This window comes from Streptomyces sp. NPDC051738 (assembly GCF_044453205.1).
Lineage (GTDB): Bacteria > Actinomycetota > Actinomycetes > Streptomycetales > Streptomycetaceae > Streptomyces.
This window is the reverse complement of record NZ_JBITCM010000003.1, coordinates 325,971-343,562: the sequence shown is the minus strand read 5'-3', so window position 1 is coordinate 343,562 and position 17,592 is coordinate 325,971. Positions and strand designations below refer to the sequence as shown.

General features: G+C 71.1%; 13 protein-coding genes. 7 read left to right on the top strand and 6 right to left on the bottom strand.

Annotation, left to right across the window (positions count from 1 at the left end):
- The first annotated feature begins 12 nt into the window (after nucleotides 1-12).
- Nucleotides 13-1,101, top strand: a complete 1,089-nt coding sequence (locus ACIA8X_RS09360; RefSeq protein ID WP_393444957.1) for an MBL fold metallo-hydrolase — start codon at nucleotides 13-15, stop codon at nucleotides 1,099-1,101.
- Between the two features lie 107 nt (nucleotides 1,102-1,208).
- On the opposite strand, the gene ACIA8X_RS09355 is transcribed toward ACIA8X_RS09360, so the two are convergent.
- Both ACIA8X_RS09355 and ACIA8X_RS09350 read right to left on the bottom strand, forming a co-directional pair.
- Nucleotides 1,209-1,835, bottom strand: coding sequence for a DedA family protein (locus ACIA8X_RS09355; protein WP_393444955.1), 627 nt, complete (start codon nucleotides 1,833-1,835; stop codon nucleotides 1,209-1,211).
- Nucleotides 1,832-2,605 (bottom strand): MBL fold metallo-hydrolase, encoded by a 774-nt coding sequence (locus ACIA8X_RS09350; RefSeq protein WP_393444953.1) that lies wholly within the window; start codon nucleotides 2,603-2,605, stop codon nucleotides 1,832-1,834. Before ACIA8X_RS09350 ends, ACIA8X_RS09355 begins: the two co-directional genes overlap by 4 nt.
- Before the next feature lie 84 nt (nucleotides 2,606-2,689).
- Between ACIA8X_RS09350 and ACIA8X_RS09345 the strand changes: the two genes are divergently transcribed.
- From ACIA8X_RS09345 to dnaK, 6 genes are all read left to right on the top strand, one after another.
- Nucleotides 2,690-3,097, top strand: a complete 408-nt coding sequence (locus ACIA8X_RS09345) for a hypothetical protein (RefSeq protein ID WP_393444951.1) — start codon at nucleotides 2,690-2,692, stop codon at nucleotides 3,095-3,097.
- Between the two features lie 294 nt (nucleotides 3,098-3,391).
- Nucleotides 3,392-5,428 (top strand): phage holin family protein, encoded by a 2,037-nt coding sequence (locus ACIA8X_RS09340; RefSeq protein WP_393445492.1) that lies wholly within the window; start codon nucleotides 3,392-3,394, stop codon nucleotides 5,426-5,428.
- A gap of 80 nt (nucleotides 5,429-5,508) precedes the next feature.
- Nucleotides 5,509-6,570, top strand: coding sequence for an ATP-binding protein (locus tag ACIA8X_RS09335; RefSeq protein ID WP_393444948.1), 1,062 nt, complete (start codon nucleotides 5,509-5,511; stop codon nucleotides 6,568-6,570).
- Nucleotides 6,567-8,384, top strand: a complete 1,818-nt coding sequence (locus tag ACIA8X_RS09330) for a hypothetical protein (RefSeq protein WP_393444946.1) — start codon at nucleotides 6,567-6,569, stop codon at nucleotides 8,382-8,384. Before ACIA8X_RS09335 ends, ACIA8X_RS09330 begins: the two co-directional genes overlap by 4 nt.
- Before the next feature lie 65 nt (nucleotides 8,385-8,449).
- A complete protein-coding gene (locus ACIA8X_RS09325; protein ID WP_393444944.1) occupies nucleotides 8,450-8,878 on the top strand; it encodes an OsmC family protein in 429 nt (142 codons plus the stop codon).
- Between the two features lie 260 nt (nucleotides 8,879-9,138).
- Nucleotides 9,139-11,025: a molecular chaperone DnaK gene (gene dnaK / locus ACIA8X_RS09320; protein WP_393444942.1), complete on the top strand. Its 1,887-nt coding sequence runs from the start codon at nucleotides 9,139-9,141 to the stop codon at nucleotides 11,023-11,025.
- Here the strand turns inward: dnaK and narI are convergent.
- Genes narI through ACIA8X_RS09300 form a run of 4 tightly spaced genes read right to left on the bottom strand, consistent with a single transcriptional unit; the run spans nucleotide 11,022 to nucleotide 17,570 of the window.
- Nucleotides 11,022-11,744 carry a respiratory nitrate reductase subunit gamma gene (narI, locus tag ACIA8X_RS09315; RefSeq protein WP_393444940.1) on the bottom strand — a complete coding sequence of 241 codons (723 nt, stop codon included), beginning with the start codon at nucleotides 11,742-11,744 and terminating at the stop codon, nucleotides 11,022-11,024. The genes dnaK and narI overlap by 4 nt on opposite strands.
- A complete protein-coding gene (gene narJ, locus ACIA8X_RS09310; RefSeq protein ID WP_399458113.1) occupies nucleotides 11,741-12,235 on the bottom strand; it encodes a nitrate reductase molybdenum cofactor assembly chaperone in 495 nt (164 codons plus the stop codon). The genes narI and narJ overlap by 4 nt, the downstream gene beginning before the upstream one ends.
- Nucleotides 12,235-13,875, bottom strand: coding sequence for a nitrate reductase subunit beta (gene narH / locus ACIA8X_RS09305; RefSeq protein ID WP_399458112.1), 1,641 nt, complete (start codon nucleotides 13,873-13,875; stop codon nucleotides 12,235-12,237). Before narH ends, narJ begins: the two co-directional genes overlap by 1 nt.
- Nucleotides 13,875-17,570 (bottom strand): nitrate reductase subunit alpha, encoded by a 3,696-nt coding sequence (locus tag ACIA8X_RS09300; protein ID WP_399458111.1) that lies wholly within the window; start codon nucleotides 17,568-17,570, stop codon nucleotides 13,875-13,877. The genes narH and ACIA8X_RS09300 overlap by 1 nt, the downstream gene beginning before the upstream one ends.
- Between the last annotated feature and the right edge of the window lie 22 nt (nucleotides 17,571-17,592).

The window sequence follows — 17,592 nt, the reverse complement described above, 5'->3', positions numbered from 1 at the left end:
GGAGCCTCCTCGATGACGCAGCAGTCCGAGTCGACCACCACGCGTAAGACCACCACGCGCACGGCAAGCACGAGCACGACCACGCAGAATGCCGACGCTCCGGCGGCCCCGTCCCCCTTCGCGCCCGCGTTCCCGCCGCTCGCCGCACCCCGCCCGCTGGGCGAACGCCGGGTGTGGCCACACACCTTCCACGACCGCCTTACCGCCCCGCTCCCCGGCATCAAGGCCCTCGCCCGCTTCGCCCGCGAAGGCGCCGTACGCCCCGGCCGGGAAGGCCTGGCCGACATCCCGCGGCTCCCCTTCGAGCCGAGCCCGCTGCCCCGCGTGGACGCGCGCACGGTCGCCGTCTCCTGGGCGGGACACGCCAGTTGGGTCGTCCGGATCGGCGGACTCACCGTCCTCACCGACCCGGTCTGGTCACGGCGCATCCTCGGCACCCCGGCCCGCATCACCCCCGTCGGCGTCGCCTGGAGCGCCCTGCCGCGCGTGGACGCGGTCGTCATCAGCCACAACCACTACGACCACCTGGACGCACCCACACTGCGCCGACTCCCGCGCGACACCCCCGTGTTCGCGCCGGCCGGCCTCGCCGGCTGGTTCCGTCGCCGCCGGTTCACCCAGGTCACCGAGCTGGACTGGTGGGAGGCGGCCGAACTGTCCGGCGTCCGCTTCGACTTCGTGCCCGCCCACCACTGGTCCAAGCGCACCCTCATCGACACCTGCCACAGCCTGTGGGGCGGCTGGGTGCTCACCGCCCCCGACGGACAGCGCGTGTACTTCGCGGGCGACACGGGCTACGGCCCCTGGTTCACCCGCATCGGCGAGCGCTACCCCGGAATCGACCTCGCCCTGCTTCCCATCGGCGCCTACGACCCCCGCTGGTGGCTCAGCGACGTCCACTGCGACCCGGAGGAAGCGGTGCGGGCCGCCCAGGATGTGGGAGCGCGGAGGATGGCGCCGATGCACTGGGCCACGTTCGTGCTGTCGGCGGAGCCGGTCCTGGAACCCCTCACGCGCGTGCGTGCGGCGTGGGAGAGGGCGGGGCTGGCACGGGAGCACCTGTGGGATCTGCCGGTGGGAGGATCGCGGGTTTTGAAGTAGCCGACGTTCAGTGGACGCCTATAGGGGCGCGGGGAACTGCGCGACCAGCCCCCACTGCCCGCAGTCGCCACACGAGAGCAGGCCCCGCCCCCTGGGCGCATCGCACCTCACCCCGTAGAAGCCTTCCGCGCACGACGCCACAAACTGGGCACCCCGCTGATGACCAGCGTCAGCGCCACCGCCGCGACCACGCCCTCCCAGGGCTCGTCGAACAACGACCCCCCAAGGATCCCGATCAACTGATACGTCACCGCCCAGGCGAGGCACGCCGGAAGGTTCCCGCGAACAAACCTCCGCATCGGCCACTTCGCCAGCAGACACGCCAACATCACCGGCAGCCGCCCCGCCGGCACCAGCCGGGACAGCACCAGCACGGCCACCCCATGCTCGGCGAGCTTCTCCTGCGCCTGCGTGAGCCGTTCCTCCGGCGCGCGCGAGCGGATCGCCTCCAGCCAGCGAGAGCCGTTCTTCGAGCCCATGCCGCGCCGACCCAGCCAGTACAGCGTCGCGTCGCCCAGGAACGCGGCCGTCGACGCCGTCACGAACACCAGCGCCAGCGAGAACGGCGCCGTCTGATGGAAGGCCACGACCGCCGCCGAACTGACCAGCGCCCCCGTCGGCACGATGGGCACCAGCGCCCCGATCAGCACCAGCAGGAACAGCGACGGATAGCCGATCGCCTGCTGCGTCGACTCCGGCGGCACCGTCGTCGCGGTGGCGGCCAGTATCGTCACCGGGCCACCCCCAGGCGCACGCTCTCCCCGTGCGCGAGCCGGTGCACCGATACGCCGGGCGCGCGCTCGGCCGCAAGCCGTGCGAACTCGTCGCCGGGCGCGTGGAATTCATGCGGACGTACGGCGTCCATGCCGATCGGCCAGTACGTGCCGTAGTGCACCGGCACCGCACTGCGCGGCGCGAGCCGGACCAGCGCCTCGGCCGCCCGCCCCGCGTTGAGATGGCCCTCCCCGAGATACGGTCCCCAGCCGCCCACCGGCAGCAACGTCACGTCGACCGGGCCGACCTCCTTGGCCATCGACTCGAACAGGCCGGTGTCCCCGGCGAAGTACGTGCGTGCCTCGCCCTCGATGACATAGCCGAGGGCGGGGGAGCGGTGCGGCCCGACGGGCAGTCGCCGCCCGTCGTGCCGCGCGGGCACGGCCCGTACGGTCACCCCGCCCACCGACGTCACGTCCCCGGGCGTCATCTCGGTCACCCGCAGCTGCGTGAGGCGGCGCAGGCCCGGCACCGCGCGGGGCGCGCCCTCGGGCACGAGCAGCCGGGTGCCCTGCGGCAGCCTCGCCAGCGACGGGACGTGCAGATGGTCGGAGTGGAGGTGGGAGACCACGGCGACGTCCGCACGCCAGGCGTCCGGCGACGGCAGCGCGCCCCGGCGGCGGCGCAGGTGTGCGAGCCGGCGCGCGAACAAGGGATCGGTGAGGATGCGCACGTTCGAATCCTCGACCGTGCAGGTGGCATGGCCCCACCAGGTGATCTCCACCGGCACCTTCTTTGCCCCCTTCGCGCGACTCCCCGAAGCGTACGGGCTGGAGTAGGGTCGGCGGCGAAACCCGGAGGTGAGGGGGACGCCATGGGGTCATCCGTAGTGCGCGTGACGGCGATCGCCAGTCTGACGCCGCTCGAAGAGCTGGACGCCGACCCCTTCCTGGTGGACTCCCGCAGTCAGCACGCGATGTGCGCGCACTGGGCCGTCGAGCACGGGTACGTCGTCGCGCGCGAGCTTCTCGTCCGCGGGCTGCGGGCCGACCACAGTGTGCTGTGGGAGGGCGTCCGCCCTGGTCTCGACCTGTTCGTGGCACCCAGCCGACGGGTACTGGAGAGCGCGCTGTCGTCCGTCGAGGCGTTCACCGCGGAGTGTGCCCGGCGCGGTGTGCGGGTGGAGACGGTGGGGCGCGCGGAGCCGTTGTACGACGCGCAGATGAAGGCCCGGGTGCACCGGAGGCTGTCGATGCCGACGGCGGGGTACGACGGCCGTTGACAATCTCAGCCCGTCCGGCGTCTGAGGACGAGGCCCCTTAAGGGCCGAAGCGGGGGTCTGGGGGGCGGCAGCCCCCAGAAGGCCCCGGGGTCGAAGGGGCAGAGCCCCTGGGGGATGGGACGGGTAGGGGCGGCGGGGGCGAGCAGACTCGGGCGGCACAGGCGTTGTCGGAGGCGTGTGCCAGTCTGGGGCGTAGGGCCCGTACCGAGACAACGGGTCGGGACGTGAGGTGGGCTGCGCGTGCGTGGTGGGCGTTGGCGGCGGGTTGCCAGTCAGGTCGGGCGGAGCGTGGCCGTGTGGGCCGTGTCCACCGTCACCATGCTCGTGCTCGCCGGGATCCTGCCCGACTTCCAGCTGCAGTCGGCCGACGGCGACAGCGCCACCCGTATCGCCATGACCGCCGCTCTCGGCGCCGGCGCGTTCGGCCTGCTGTCCGCCCTCGTCTGGCCCCTTCTCGTACGGCTCCTGCTCCTCGTGCCCGCGCTCGTGCTCGGCCTGCTGGTGTTCTTCCTCAACGGCTCGCTCCTCACCGTCGCCCTGCGCCTGGTCCCCTCCGGCGACAGCGAGGCCGCCCCGGAGACCGCCGTCATCGTCGCCGCCGTGATGTCCGCCGTCGCCTCCGCCACCGGTGCCGCCCTGGCCGTACGGGACGACGACGCGTACCGCCGTCGCCTGTACCGTCTCGCCGACCGCCGCCGCGGCGCCCTGCCCCCGGGCCCGACCAGCCCGGGCACCGTCTTCCTGCAACTCGACGGCGTCGGCCACGACGTCCTCCTCGACGCCGTGGGAAAGGACCTGATGCCCACCGTCGCCCGCTGGCTCGGCAACGGCGACCCCTCCCTGACCGGATCCGGCCCCACACACCGGCTCAACCCGTGGCGCACCGACTGGTCCAGCCAGACCGGCGCCAGCCAGCTCGGCATCCTGCACGGCAGCAACCACGACGTGCCCGCGTTCCGCTGGTACGAGAAGGCCGGCCGCGAGGTGATGGTCTGCAACCGCCCCACCAGCGCCGCCGAACTCCAGCGCCGTGCCATCGACCGCACCGGCGACGGCGGGCTCCTCAGCGCCGACGGCGCCAGCCGCGGCAATCTCTTCGGCGGCGGCGCCGACGAGCAGGCCCTCGTGCTGTCCATCGCGACCAGACGGCGCGGCCGGGAGAACCGCTCCCGGGCGGGCTACTTCGCCTACTTCTCCGACCCGGCCAACGCCGTGCGCACCGCCCTGTCCTTCGTCGCCGAGGTCGGCCGCGAGATCGGCCAGTCCACCCGGGCCCGCGCCCGCAAGGTCCGGCCGAGGGTGTCCCGCGGTGGCCTCTATCCGCTCGTCCGCGCCTTCGCGACCGTCGTCGAGCGGGACGTCGTCGTCGCCGCGGTGATGGGCGACATGCTCGCCGGCCGCACCGCCGTCTACGCCGACCTCGTGGCGTACGACGAGGTGGCCCACCACTCCGGACCGGCCGGCCGCGACACCGAGAAGGTCCTCGAACGCCTGGACCGGGCGCTGGCGTTGATCGAGAAGGTCGCCGACCACGCGCCGCGGCCGTACCGCATCGTCGTGCTGTCGGACCACGGCCAGAGCCCCGGCGAGACCTTCCGCGCCCGCTACGGCCTCGGCCTCGGCGACCTGGTGCGGGCAGGCTGTGGGCTGCCCGTGCCGCGCAAGGCGCAGCGCACGCACAGTGGCGCCGAGGCCCGAGCCTCCGTGCGGGCGGCGCTGCGCCGGCCCGTCGAGGAGGGCGGCGAGCAGCACCGCCCCTCGCGCCGCCGCTCCGAGCCGATCGTGCTGGCCTCCGGCAACCTCGGCCTTGTCTCCTTCCCGGACGTGCCGCACCGCATGACCAAGGAGGAGATCGAGGCCCGCCACCCGGCCCTGCTCACCACCCTCGCCAACCACCCCGGTATCGGCTTCCTGCTCGTCCGCAGCGAGGAGTACGGCGGGGTGGTACTCGGCGCGTACGGCGCCGAGATCCCCCTGGACCGGCTGGACGACGACCCCGGGCCGCTGGCGGTCTTCGGGCCGGGCGCCGCCGACGCCGTCCGCCGTACGCACTCCTTCCCGAACGCCGCCGACATCATGGTCAACTCCGCCTACGACCCCGCCGACGGCGAGGTGCTCGCCTTCGAGGAGCAGATCGGCTCGCACGGTGGACTCGGCGGCGCGCAGGGCAAGCCGTTCCTGCTGTCGCCTATCGCCTTCTCCACGCCGGTCGACGACGGGGAGGACCTCGTCGGCGCCGAGCACGTGCACCGTGTACTGCGCCGCTGGCTGCGCGAATCGAACGGACCCCAGGTGCCGCTGGAGACGGAGCCGGAGGAGCGGGCCGCCTGAAAATCGGCTGCGTTCGAGGGCGCGCAGGCACACACTGTTCGAGTCGCAAATCCCTCGAACACCCCCAAGGAGTTCCTGCCTTGCAGGCAGCCGTCACCGTCACGCCCACCCGAATCCCCGACCTCCTTCTCGGCCTCGCCACCGTGCGGCCGGTCTTCATCTGGGGCGCCCCCGGCATCGGAAAGTCCTCCCTGGTCAGGGACTTCGCCGAGTCGCTGGGCCTGGAGTGCGTGAGCCTGCTCGGTACCCAGCTCGCGCCGGAGGACCTGATCGGCGTGCCGCAGATCCGCGACGGGCGCTCGGTCTTCTGCCCGCCGGAGGCGATCGCCCGCGACGAGCCGTACTGCCTGTTCCTGGACGAGCTGAACGCGGCCACACCGGATGTGCAGAAGGCGTTCTACTCGCTGATCCTGGACCGCCGTATCGGCAACTACGAGCTGCCCAAGGGGTCCATCGTCATCGGCGCCGGGAACCGTGCCACCGACAACGCCCTCGCCCGCCCCATCGCGTCCGCGCTGGTCAACCGCCTCACCCACGTCCACCTGGAGGCCTCCGCCAAGGACTGGCTGACCTGGGCCGCGAACAACGGCATCCACCCGTGGATCCTGGACCACCTCACCGACCGCCCCGACCACCTGTGGTCCAAGCCACCGAAGACCGAGGAGCCGTTCTCCACGCCCCGCTCCTGGCACATGCTCTCCGACGCGCTGCACTCCTTCGGCCGTGACCTCGACGAGGAGACGCTGAAGGTACTGGCGCACGGCACGCTGACGCCGACGCACGCCACCGCGTTCTGCGGCTACGTCAAGATCGTGCGCAGCCAGTTCGGCATCGAGGCGATCATCAAGGGCGACGCCCGCTGGCCGCACCGTGTGGAGGACCGCGACCTGCTCTACTACCTCGCCGAGTCCTTCCGCGGGCGCCTGATCAAGGAACTGCCGGTCAGCAAGGACCACATGTCGGCGAGCGGCCGGCAGACCGCGTACCGCGCCAAGTCGCTGCTGGTACAGCTCGCGGAGATCTCCGTCGAGGTCGCCCAGAGCGTCATCGCCTCCGACGCCGACGGCAATCCGGTGCTGCCGTCCTGGTTCCTGGTGGAGGCGGCGCGTGACATGCCCCGGCTGGTGGAGGCGCGCCGATGAGCCGCACCCAGGACAAGGGCAACGGCAAGGGGAAGGGGAAGAAGAAGCGGGACCTCGCGGCGGAGGCCTTCGCCGAGGGGATGGCGCTGGTGAAGGCCAACCCGGCGTTGGCGGCGGTCGAGTTCGCCGTCTGCCGTCTGGAGGACTGCGAGCAGGCACCCCACGACGGCCTCGTCCGCGTCGACTCCGACGGCGACCTGCACGCCCACCCCGATTGCATCGCCGAACCGGCCACCTGGGCCTGGGCCATCGCGCACGCCGTCCTGCACCTGGGCTTCGGTCACGTCCCTTCCAAGAAGGGCAGGCCCGCGCAGCCCGACCGCGCCGAACTCGCCGCCCGCTGCGTCGTCGTCAACCGATTCCTGCTCACCTTCCCGGTCGGGCGGGCCCCGGACCACTTGCCCCTGACCTACCCGGACGGCGACGAGGAGCAGCTCGCCGCGCGCTGGCGGCGCGACGGCATCCCGGCCGCGTACGAGCGCTGCGGCACGGCGGGCGCCGAGCCCGACCTGCTGCTCGTGGAGTGGACGGGATGGTTCGGGTCGCCCCCGGATCACCAACTGGCCTTCGCCACCGCGCTGACCCGCACCGTCTCCACCGCGATGGACATGGCGGGCGGCCGCCGCGACTCCATGGACGGCGAACCGGTCAAGAAGCGGCCCTGGCAGTGGGCGTTGGAGTGGTTCATCACCTCCTACCCCCTGCTCGGCGGCATCGCGGCCGGCATCAAGCTGGTCGCCGACGCCGAACTGGCCCGCGCGCACGGCATCGCCGTCGCCGCGGTCAACGCCGAGGCCGGCGAGATCTACATCAACCCGCTGCGGACGTTCGAAGACGAGGAGTGGCGCTTCATCCTCGCCCACGAGATGCTGCACGCCGCCCTGCGCCACGGCGACCGCTGCGGCACCCGCGACCCCTACCTCTTCAACGTCGCCTGCGACTACGTCATCAACGGCTGGCTGCGCGAGATGCAGGTCGGCGAGATGCCCCAAGGACTGCTGTACGACGCGCAGTTCAGCGGCCTGTCCGCCGAGGAGGTGTACGACCGGATCGTCGGCGACCTGCGCCGGATGCGCCGGCTGGCCACCCTGCGCGGCAAGGGCCTCGGCGATGTGCTGGGCGCCCCGCTCAGCGCGCCCGGCGACTTCGTCGACCTCGACGAGTTCTACCGCCGGGGCCTGTGCCAGGGCCTCGACCTGCACCAGCAGCAGGAGCGCGGCTTCCTGCCCGGCGGCCTGGTCGAGGAGATCCGCGCGCTCAGCCATCCGCCGCTCCCGTGGGACGCCCGACTGGCCCGCTGGTTCGACGAGTTCGTGCCACGCCCTGAGCCGGTGCGGACGTACGCCCGTCCTGCGCGCCGCCAGGCGTCGACCCCCGACATCCCGCGCGCGGGCCGCTACTTCCCGCCCGAGGAGATCGCCCGCTGCACCTTCGGCGTCGTCCTGGACACCTCCGGGTCCATGAACCGCGTGCTCCTCGGCAAGGCGCTCGGCGCCATCGCCTCCTACGCCGAAGCCCGGGACGTACCGGCGGCGCGGGTGGTGTTCTGCGACGCGGGGCCGCACGACGCGGGGTATGTGCCGGTGACGGACATCGCCGGGCGGGTGCGGGTGCACGGCCGGGGCGGTACGGTCCTGCAGCCCGGGATCGACCTCCTCCACCGCGCCGACGACTTCCCGCCGGGCGCGCCCGTCCTGGTCATCACGGACGGCTGGTGCGACGTCCTGCGGGTGCGGCGCGAGCACGCGTACCTGATTCCGCAAGGCCGTCGCCTGCCGTTCACCCCGCGTGGGCCGGTCTTCCGCGTGAGTTGAGCCGGAGTGTGATCGGATGGGGACACGGGCCCAGGAGAACGGGCCCCCATCCGAAAGGAAGAATCGTGGCAACCACGCGCTCCGCACACACCGTCTGGGAAGGCAACCTGCTCGAGGGCAACGGTGTCGTCAACTTCGACTCTTCCGGTGCCATCGAGGCGCAGCCGGTGACGTGGGCCTCGCGCTCCCAGGACGCGAACGGCAAGACCAGCCCCGAGGAGCTGATCGCCGCCGCGCACTCCAGCTGCTTCTCCATGGCGCTGTCGCACGCCCTGAACGGTGCCGGTACGCCGCCCACCAAGCTGGTCACCTCGGCGGACGTGAACTTCCAGCCGGGTGAGGGGATCACTGGGATTCACCTCACCGTGGAGGGGACGGTGCCGGGGATCGACGACGAGGCGTTCGTCGCTGCCGCGGAGGACGCCAAGAAGAACTGTCCGGTCAGTCAGGCGCTGACAGGGACGACGATCACGCTGTCGGCGAAGTTGGCGTAGCGGGTCGCCCACGGGGGTGCCGGGAAGGGCTGTGTGGCGTCTGCGGCGCCGTCGTGGCTTGTCGCGCCCACGCGGCGGAGCCGCATATCGACACAGCCCCGCGCCCCTGAAGGGTGGCCCTTCGGACCGACCCTCAGCCGCTGAGCGAGCGCTCAGTCCCCGTTTGGTGACCGTCCGCTTGGTCACCCGTCCCATTGACAAGAACTCACTCAAGTTTTGTGCTGGAGTTCAAAGGGGTGCCCTGGCGGAAGGGGACAACGATGGCACGCGCGGTCGGGATCGATCTCGGGACCACGAACTCGGTGGTCGCCGTCCTGGAGGGCGGCGAACCCACTGTGGTCGCCAACGCGGAGGGGGCCAGGACCACACCGTCGGTCGTCGCCTTCGCCAAGAACGGCGAGGTGCTCGTGGGGGAGGTGGCCAAGCGGCAGGCGGTGACGAACGTCGAGCGCACCGCCCGCTCCATGAAGCGGCACATGGGCGACGGCCCCTGGCGCTTCCCCGATCAGGGCGACATCGACGGCACCCGCTACCGGGCCCAGGAGCTGTCGGCCCGGGTGCTGCAGAAGCTGAAGCGGGACGCCGAGGCCTATCTCGGTGAGGACGTCACCGACGCGGTGATCACTGTCCCTGCCTACTTCGACGACGCCCAGCGGCAGGCCACCAAGGAGGCCGGGGAGATCGCGGGCGTGAAGGTGCTGCGGATCATCAATGAGCCCACGGCCGCCGCCCTCGCCTATGGCCTGGACCGGGGTGAGGAGCAGACCGTGCTGGTCTTCGACCTCGGCGGCGGCACCTTCGACGTCTCCCTGCTGGAGATCGGCGAGGGCGTCATCGAGGTCAAGGCCACCAACGGCGACACGCACCTCGGCGGCGACGACTGGGACCAGCGGGTCGTCGAGTACCTCGTCAAGAAGTTCAAGGGGCAGAACGGCATCGACCTCGGCAACGACAAGATGGCGCTGCAGCGGCTGCGCGAGGGCGCCGAGAAGGCCAAGATCGAGCTGTCCAGCTCCTCCGAGACGACGATCAACCTGCCCTACATCACCGCCTCCGCCGAGGGCCCCCTCCACCTCGACGAGAAGCTCACCCGCGCCCAGTTCCAGGAGCTCACCGCCGATCTCCTCGACCGCTGCAAGACCCCCTTCCACCAGGCGGTCAAGGACGCCGGCATCAAGCTCTCCGCGGTCGACCACGTCATCCTCGTCGGCGGCTCCACGCGGATGCCCGCCGTCACCGACCTCGTGAAGGAACTCACCGGCAAGGACCCGCACAAGGGCGTCAACCCCGACGAGGTCGTGGCCGTCGGCGCCGCCCTCCAGGCCGGTGTCATCCGCGGCGACGTCAAGGACGTCCTGCTGCTCGACGTCACCCCGCTGTCCCTCGGCATCGAGACCAAGGGCGGCATCATGACGAAGCTCATCGAACGCAACACGACCATTCCCACCCGGCGTTCGGAGATCTTCACCACCGCCACCGACAACCAGCCCTCCGTCGGCATCCAGGTCTACCAGGGCGAACGCGAGATCGCCGCGTACAACAAGAAGCTCGGCGTCTTCGACCTCACCGGGCTGCCGCCGGCGCCGCGCGGGGTCCCGCAGATCGAGGTCGCGTTCGACATCGACGCCAACGGCATCATGCACGTCTCCGCCAAGGACCTGGCCACCGGTCGGGAACAGAAGATGACGGTCACCGGCGGCTCGGCCCTCCCCAAGGACGACATCGACCGCATGATGCGGGACGCCGAGCAGTACGCCGAGGAGGACCGCAACCGCCGTGAGGCGGCCGAGACCCGGAACCAGGCCGAACAACTCGTCTACCAGACCGAGAAGTTCCTCCGCGACAACCCCGACAGCGAGGGTAAGGTCCCGGCGGACACGAGGTCGGAGGTCGAGTCGGCGATCGCGGACCTCAAGGAGCAACTGGAGCGGAACGCCGAGACGAACGCCCTGCGCACGGGGATCGAGAAGCTGGCCACGGTCAGCCAGCAGATGGGCCAGGCCATGTACGCGTCCGCCTCGGCCGGTTCAGCGGCCGAGGACCAGAGCGCGCGTACATCCGACACGTCCCACACGTCCGACGAGGAGGGCGTGGTGGACGCCGAGATCGTCGACGACGACAAGGAGCAGAAGGGAGGGGCCGCCTAGGACCCCGCCCGCTCCCAGCCCCGCTTCTCCGGCCGCGGCCCCAACTGCTCGGGGTCGCGGCTGCGGTACACCACATACGGCCGGAACAGGTACTGCACCGGCGCGCTGAACATGTGCACCAGCCGCGTGTACGGCACCAGCGCGATCAGCACCATGCCGATCACCGCGTGCACCTCGTACAGCACCGGCACACCCGCCATACGGTCGATGTCCGGCTGGAGGGTGAACAGGCTGCGGGCCCAGGGAGCGATGGACTGGCGGTAGTCGTAGCCGTCGCCGCCGGCGTGGGCCAGCTTGGCGACCATGCCCATCACGATCGCCGCGAGCAGCACGACGTACATGACCTTGTCGTTGGCGGTCGTCGCCCGGAACACGGGGGCGTTGGTGCGCCGGCGGTAGATCAGCAGTCCGATCCCGCCGACCGCGAGCACGCCGGCCGCCGTGCCGCCGTAGAGGGAGAAGAGGTGGTAGGTGTGCTCGCTCACGCCCGCGGCCTGAGTCCACGACTCGGGGATGAAGAGCCCGACGAGGTGGCCGGCCAGCACGAACAGGATGCCGTAGTGGAAGGCGGGCGAGGCGATGTTCAGCAGCTTCGACTCGTAGACCTGGGAGGAGCGTGTGGTCCAGCCGAACTTGTCGTAGCGGTAACGCCAGACGAGGCCGGCGACGAGCAGGGCGAAGGTGACGTACGGCAGGACGCCCCAGAGGAGTGTGGTCATGAGCGCACCCCCGAGTGTGCGGTCGGCAGTGTGGCGCATACGGCGTCCAGGACGGACGCGTACGGTGTCCCGAAGTCGGTGAGCCGGGAGCGGAGCTGTTCCAGGGCGTCCCGGTGTTCCAGCAGCAGTTCGGTGCTGCCGGTGCGGGCCGCGAACTCCAGGACCGCGGGCAGGAAGTCGGGCAACTCCTCGCAGGTGAACTCCAGGCCGTGCGCGCGGTAGAGGTCCTTGAAGCGGAGCAGCGACATGCCGCGCCGCCGGGTGTCCCCGTCGCTCCACCAGCTCAGGTACAGGCTGTGGCGGTTCCTGAAGTCGAAGACCTCGACGTAGTGCGCGGCGAGGTCCCGCGGGGGCGTGACCGCCGCGTGGTCGGTGAACTCCCGTAGCTGGGGGGCGGCTTCGCGCAGGAGCGGCAGGCGGGCGCGGAAGTCGTCGTCGGGGTAGGTCAGGCAGAGCGCGGCCGCCTGGTAGAGCACCTCGAAGGAGGGCATCAGGCCTCCTCGGTGTCGGTCGTGGGAACTGTGTCGGCCGTGGGAACTGTGTCGGTGGTGCCGTCGGAGGTCTGCCGTCCGCGCAGGGCGTGGAAGTTCTCCACCGACACCAGCGGCAGCATCTTGCGGCCCGAGTCCTGGCCGAAGGGTCCGCTGCCGCCCATGCCGGGCCCGCCGGCGTAGTCGAGGCTGCACCCCTGCGGGAGCGCCGACTCCTCCAGCCGCCGGGCATCCCCGACGGCGGCCGTCGGAATCACATACCGGTCCTCGTACTTGGCGATCGCCAGCAGCCGGTACATCTCCTCGATCTCGAAGGTCCCCATGCCCACGGCGGCCGGCACCGAGGGATCCGGCTCCTCGCCGAGGTTGATCGCCCGCATGTGGGCGCGCATCGCGGCGAGTTTCTCCAGCGAGGACCGCACCGGGCCGATGTCACCGGCCGTGAACAGTTCCGCCAGGTACTCCAGCGGGATGCGCAGGCTGTCGATCGCGCCGAACAGGTTCCCCGCGTCCTCGCCGTCGTGCCCGGTCTCCGACAGCGCGTCCACCACCGGGGAGAGCGGCGGGATGTACCAGACCATCGGCATCGTCCGGTACTCCGGATGCAGCGGGAGCGCCACCCGGTACTTGCTGATCAGCGCGTGCACGGGGGAGCGGCGGGCCGCCTCCAGCCAGTCGTACGGGATGCCCGCCTCCTCGCACGCCCGCCGCACGCCGCTGTCCTCGGGGTCGAGGAAGACATCCAACTGGGCCTGGTACAGGGCCTGTTCGTCCCGGACCGAGGCGGCGGCCGTCACCTTGTCGGCGTCGTACAGCATCACCCCGAGATAGCGCAGCCGGCCCACGCACGTCTCCGAGCAGACCGTCGGCAGGCCGACCTCGACGCGTGGGTAGCACATCGTGCACTTCTCGGCCTTGCCGGTGCTGTGGTTGAAGTAGACCTTCTTGTACGGGCATCCGGTCACGCACATCCGCCAGCCCCGGCACCGGTCCTGGTCGACGAGGACGATGCCGTCCTCCGCCCGCTTGTACATCGCCCCCGACGGGCACGACGCCACGCAGGACGGGTTGAGGCAGTGCTCGCAGATGCGCGGCAGATAGAACATGAAGCTCTGCTCGAACTCGAACCGCACCTTGTCCGAGGCCTGTCTGCGCGCCCGCTCGACCATCGGGTCGAAGTCGCCGTAGGCCGTGGCGCCCGCGAGGTTGTCGTCCCAGTTCGCCGACCACTCGATCTTCATCGGCTTGCCGTCGAGCTGTGAGATCGGCCGGGCCACCGGGTAGTCGTCGCCGAGCGGGGCGTCGGTGAGGTTCTTGTAGTCGTACGTCCAGGGCTCGTAGTAGTCCTTGATCTCCGGGAGTTCGGGGTTGGAGAAGATCCCGGCGAGCTTGCGGAACCGGCCGCCCGCCTTCAGCTTCAGGGCCCCGCGCCGGTTCAGCTCCCAGCCGCCGCGCCAGCGCTCCTGGTCCTCGTAGCGGCGGGGGTAGCCCTGTCCGGGGCGGGTCTCGACGTTGTTGAACCAGACGTACTCCATGCCGCGCCGGTTGGTCCACGCCTGCTTGCACGTGACCGAGCAGGTGTGGCAGCCGATGCACTTGTCGAGGTTCATCACCATCGCGATCTGGGCCATGGGGCGCATCAGTACTCGACCTCCTGGCTGCTGCGGCGGCGGATCACCGTCACCTCGTCGCGCTGATTCCCCGTCGGGCCCAGGTAGTTGAACGCCCAGGAGAGCTGGGCGTACCCGCCGACGAGATGGGACGGCTTGAGGATCAGCCGGGTGAGCGAGTTGTGGATGCCGCCGCGCTTGCCGGTGGTCTCCGACTTCGGGACGGCGACCGTGCGTTCCTGCGCGTGGTGCATGTAGACCGTGCCGGGCGGCATACGGTGCGAGACGACGGCACGGGCGACGACCACGCCGTTGCGGTTGACCGCCTCGATCCAGTCGTTGTCGACGACGCCGATCGCGTCGGCGTCCTGCGGGGACATCCAGATGTTCTGGCCGCCTCGGGAGAGGGCCAGCATGAACAGGTTGTCCTGGTACTCGGAGTGGATGGACCACTTGCTGTGCGGGGTGAGGTAACGGACCGTCACCTCCCGTTGCCCGTCCGGTCCCAGGCGCGGTTCGCCGAACAGCTTGTTCATGTCCAGCGGCGGCCGGTAGACCGGGAGCGCCTCGCCCAGCTCGTGGATCCAGTCGTGGTCGAGGAAGAAGTGCTGGCGGCCGGTGAGGGTGTGCCAGGGCTTGAGGTGCTCGGTGTTGAGGGTGAAGGCCGTGTAGCGCCGGCCGCCCGACTCGCTGCCCGACCACTCCGGCGAGGTGATCACCGGTACCGGCGCGGCCTGCGTGTCCGCGTACGTGATCCGCCTGCCCTCGTGCTCGGCCGCCAGGTGCGCCATCTCCTGCCCGGTCCGGGCCTCAAGGGTGCGGAAACCCTGGGTGGCGAGGCGGCCGTTGGTCGTGCCGGACAGGGCGAGGATGGTGTTCGCCGCCTTCACGGCCGTATCGAGGCAGGGGCGGCCGTCGGGTGTCTCGCCGTTCAGGTGCCGAAGGTCCTCGACCTCCTCGTCCGGCTTCAGGGTGATGCCCTTGGCGGGCAGGCCGAGTTGCTCCACCAGCGGCCCGAGTGCGGCGAACTTGGCGCCGATCGCCGTGTAGTCCCGCTCCACGACGGTCAGGTTCGGCATGGTCCGCCCGGGCACGGGAGCGCATTCCCCCCGCTTCCAGTCCAGGACGACCCCGCCCGGCTGGGCCATCTCGCCCGGGGTGTCGTGCTGGAGCGGCGTCGCCACCAGGTCCTTCCGTACACCGAGATGGTCGACGGCCAGCTCGCTGAGCCGCTCGGCCAGCGCCTTGAACGCGTCGAAGTCGGTGCGGGCCTGCCACGGCGGATCCACGGCCGGGGTGAAGGAGTGGACGAACGGGTGCATGTCCGTGCTGGACAGGTCGTGCTTCTCGTACCAGGTCGCGGCGGGCAGCACGACGTCCGACAGCAGCGTGGACGACGTCTGCCGGAAGTCCAGCGACAGCAGCAGGTCGAGCTTGCCCTCGGGCGCCTCCTCGTGCCAGGTCACCTCACGCGGCCGTACGTCCTCGGGAGCCTCCTCGGCCTGGAGCGACGAGTGCGTGCCCAGCAGATGCCGGGTGAAGTACTCGGCGCCCTTCGCCGACGAGCCCAGCAGGTTGGCCCGCCACAGCGTCAGCACCCGCGGCCAGTTCTCCGGCGCGTCCGGGTCGTCGCAGGCGAACTTCAGGCTGCCCGTGCGCAGTTCGGCCACCGCCCGCGCCACCGGATCGCCGAACACCTCGCCGAGCTCCAGCGGATTGCGGTCGAAGGTCGGGTACGACGGCATCCACCCCGCACGCGCCGACAGCGCGAGGCAGTCAGCCCCCGTCATCCCCCGGAACCGCCCCGAACCGAGCGGCGAGGCGAGCACGTCGGCCGTGAACCGGTCGTAGCGCCACTGGTCGGTGTTGAGGAACCAGTACGCCGTGCCGATCATCTGACGCGGCGGTCGCGACCAGTCCGACGCCGCCGCGAGCGTCGCCCAGCCGGTCACCGGACGGCACTTCTCCTGGCCCACGTAGTGCGCCCAGCCGCCGCCGTTGCGGCCCTGGCAGCCGGTCAGCTGGAGCAGGGCGAGGAAGGCGCGGTAGATCGTCTCGGAGTGGAACCAGTGGTTGGTGCCGGCGCCCATCAGGATCATGCAGCGGCCCTTCGACCGCTCGGCCGTCCGGGCGAACTCCCTCGCAATCCGTGCGCACTTGGCCGCCGGAACGGATGTGTGCGCCGACTGCCAGGCGGGCGTGCCGGGCGCGTCGGCGTCGTCGTACGACACCGGCCAGCGGCCCGGCAGCCCCGGCCGCGCCACCCCGTACTGCGCGAGCAGCAGATCGAAGACCGTCGTCACCAGCGGCCCGCCCGCACCGCCCAGCTTCACCGCCGGAACACCACGCCGTACGACGGCCCCGCGCCCCTGCCCGTGCGTCCCGCCCTCGGTGTCGAAGCGGGGCAGCAGCACCTCGACACCAGCCGAGACCTCACTGCCGTAGATGCTCAACTGGGGCCGGATGTCGCCGAGTTGGAGGTTCCACCGGCCCTTTCCCGACTCGGTCCAGCGGAAGCCGAGGGAGCCGTTCGGGGCGACCGCGCGGCCCGACACCTCGTCCAGCACGACCGTCTTCCACTCGGCGCCCTCGCCCGCCTGCCCCAGGTCCGAGGCGCGCAGGAACTTCGCGGGGACGTGGGCGCCGTCCCGCTCCTCCAGCGTGACCAGGAAGGGCAGGTCGGTGAACTGCCGTACATAGTCCGCGAAGAACGGTGTCTCGCGGTCGACGAAGAACTCCTTGAGGATGACGTGGCCCATCGCGAGGGCCAGCGCGCCGTCCGTGCCGGGGTGCGGGTGCAGCCACTCGTCGGCGAACTTGGCGTTGTCGGCGTAGTCGGGGGCGACGACCACGACCTTCTGGCCCCGGTAGCGGGCCTCCGCCATCCAGTGCGCGTCGGGCGTGCGGGTCACCGGGACGTTCGAGCCCCACATCATCAGATACGCCGCGTCCCACCAGTCGCCCGACTCCGGTACGTCGGTCTGGTCGCCGAAGACCTGCGGGGAGGCGACGGGCAGATCGGCGTACCAGTCGTAGAAGGAGAGCATCGGGGCGCCGATGAGGGAGTGGAAGCGGGCGCCCGCCGCGTGCGACACCATCGACATCGCGGGGATGGGCGAGAAGCCGGCGACGCGGTCGGGGCCGTATGTCTTGATGGTGTGGACGTGGGCCGCGGCGACCAGCTCGACCGCCTCGTCCCAACTCGCCCGCACCAGACCGCCCTTGCCGCGCGCCCGCTGGTAGCGGCGGCGGCGCTCGGGGTCGTTCTGGATGTCCGCCCAGGCCAGGACGGGATCCCCCAGGTGCTGTTTCGCCTCCCGGTACATCTCCAGGAGCACACCGCGGACGTACGGGTAGCGCACCCGGGTGGGGGAGTAGGTGTACCAGGAGAAGGCGGCGCCGCGCGGGCAGCCGCGGGGCTCGTACTCGGGGCGGTCGGGGCCGACGCTCGGATAGTCGGTCTGCTGGGTCTCCCAGGTGATGATGCCGTCCTTGACGTACACCTTCCAGCGGCAGGAGCCCGTGCAGTTCACGCCGTGCGTGGAGTTCACGACCTTGTCGTGGCTCCAACGGTCCCGGTAGAAGGCGTCCGCCTCGCGCCCGCCGGTCAGCGCGACGCTGTGCAGATCGGGCGCGGCCGTGCCCGGCCGGAAGAACCTCCCGGCCTTCAGCAGCGCCGCGCCCGGTTCCGCGGGCGCGGCGGGCGGTATCTGCGTGTCGGTCACAGGCGCTCCCTTGGCTTGCCCT

What these genes read in the sequence shown, in the direction of transcription:
- ACIA8X_RS09360 (WP_393444957.1), top strand. Translation starts at nt 13, where the DNA reads ATGACGCAGCAGTCCGAGTCGACCACCACGCGTAAGACCACCACGCGC.
- ACIA8X_RS09345 (WP_393444951.1), top strand. Translation starts at nt 2,690, where the DNA reads ATGGGGTCATCCGTAGTGCGCGTGACGGCGATCGCCAGTCTGACGCCG.
- ACIA8X_RS09330 (WP_393444946.1), top strand. Translation starts at nt 6,567, where the DNA reads ATGAGCCGCACCCAGGACAAGGGCAACGGCAAGGGGAAGGGGAAGAAG.
- dnaK (WP_393444942.1), top strand. Translation starts at nt 9,139, where the DNA reads ATGGCACGCGCGGTCGGGATCGATCTCGGGACCACGAACTCGGTGGTC.
- narI (WP_393444940.1), bottom strand. Translation starts at nt 11,744, where the DNA reads ATGACCACACTCCTCTGGGGCGTCCTGCCGTACGTCACCTTCGCCCTG.
- narJ (WP_399458113.1), bottom strand. Translation starts at nt 12,235, where the DNA reads ATGCCCTCCTTCGAGGTGCTCTACCAGGCGGCCGCGCTCTGCCTGACC.
- narH (WP_399458112.1), bottom strand. Translation starts at nt 13,875, where the DNA reads ATGCGCCCCATGGCCCAGATCGCGATGGTGATGAACCTCGACAAGTGC.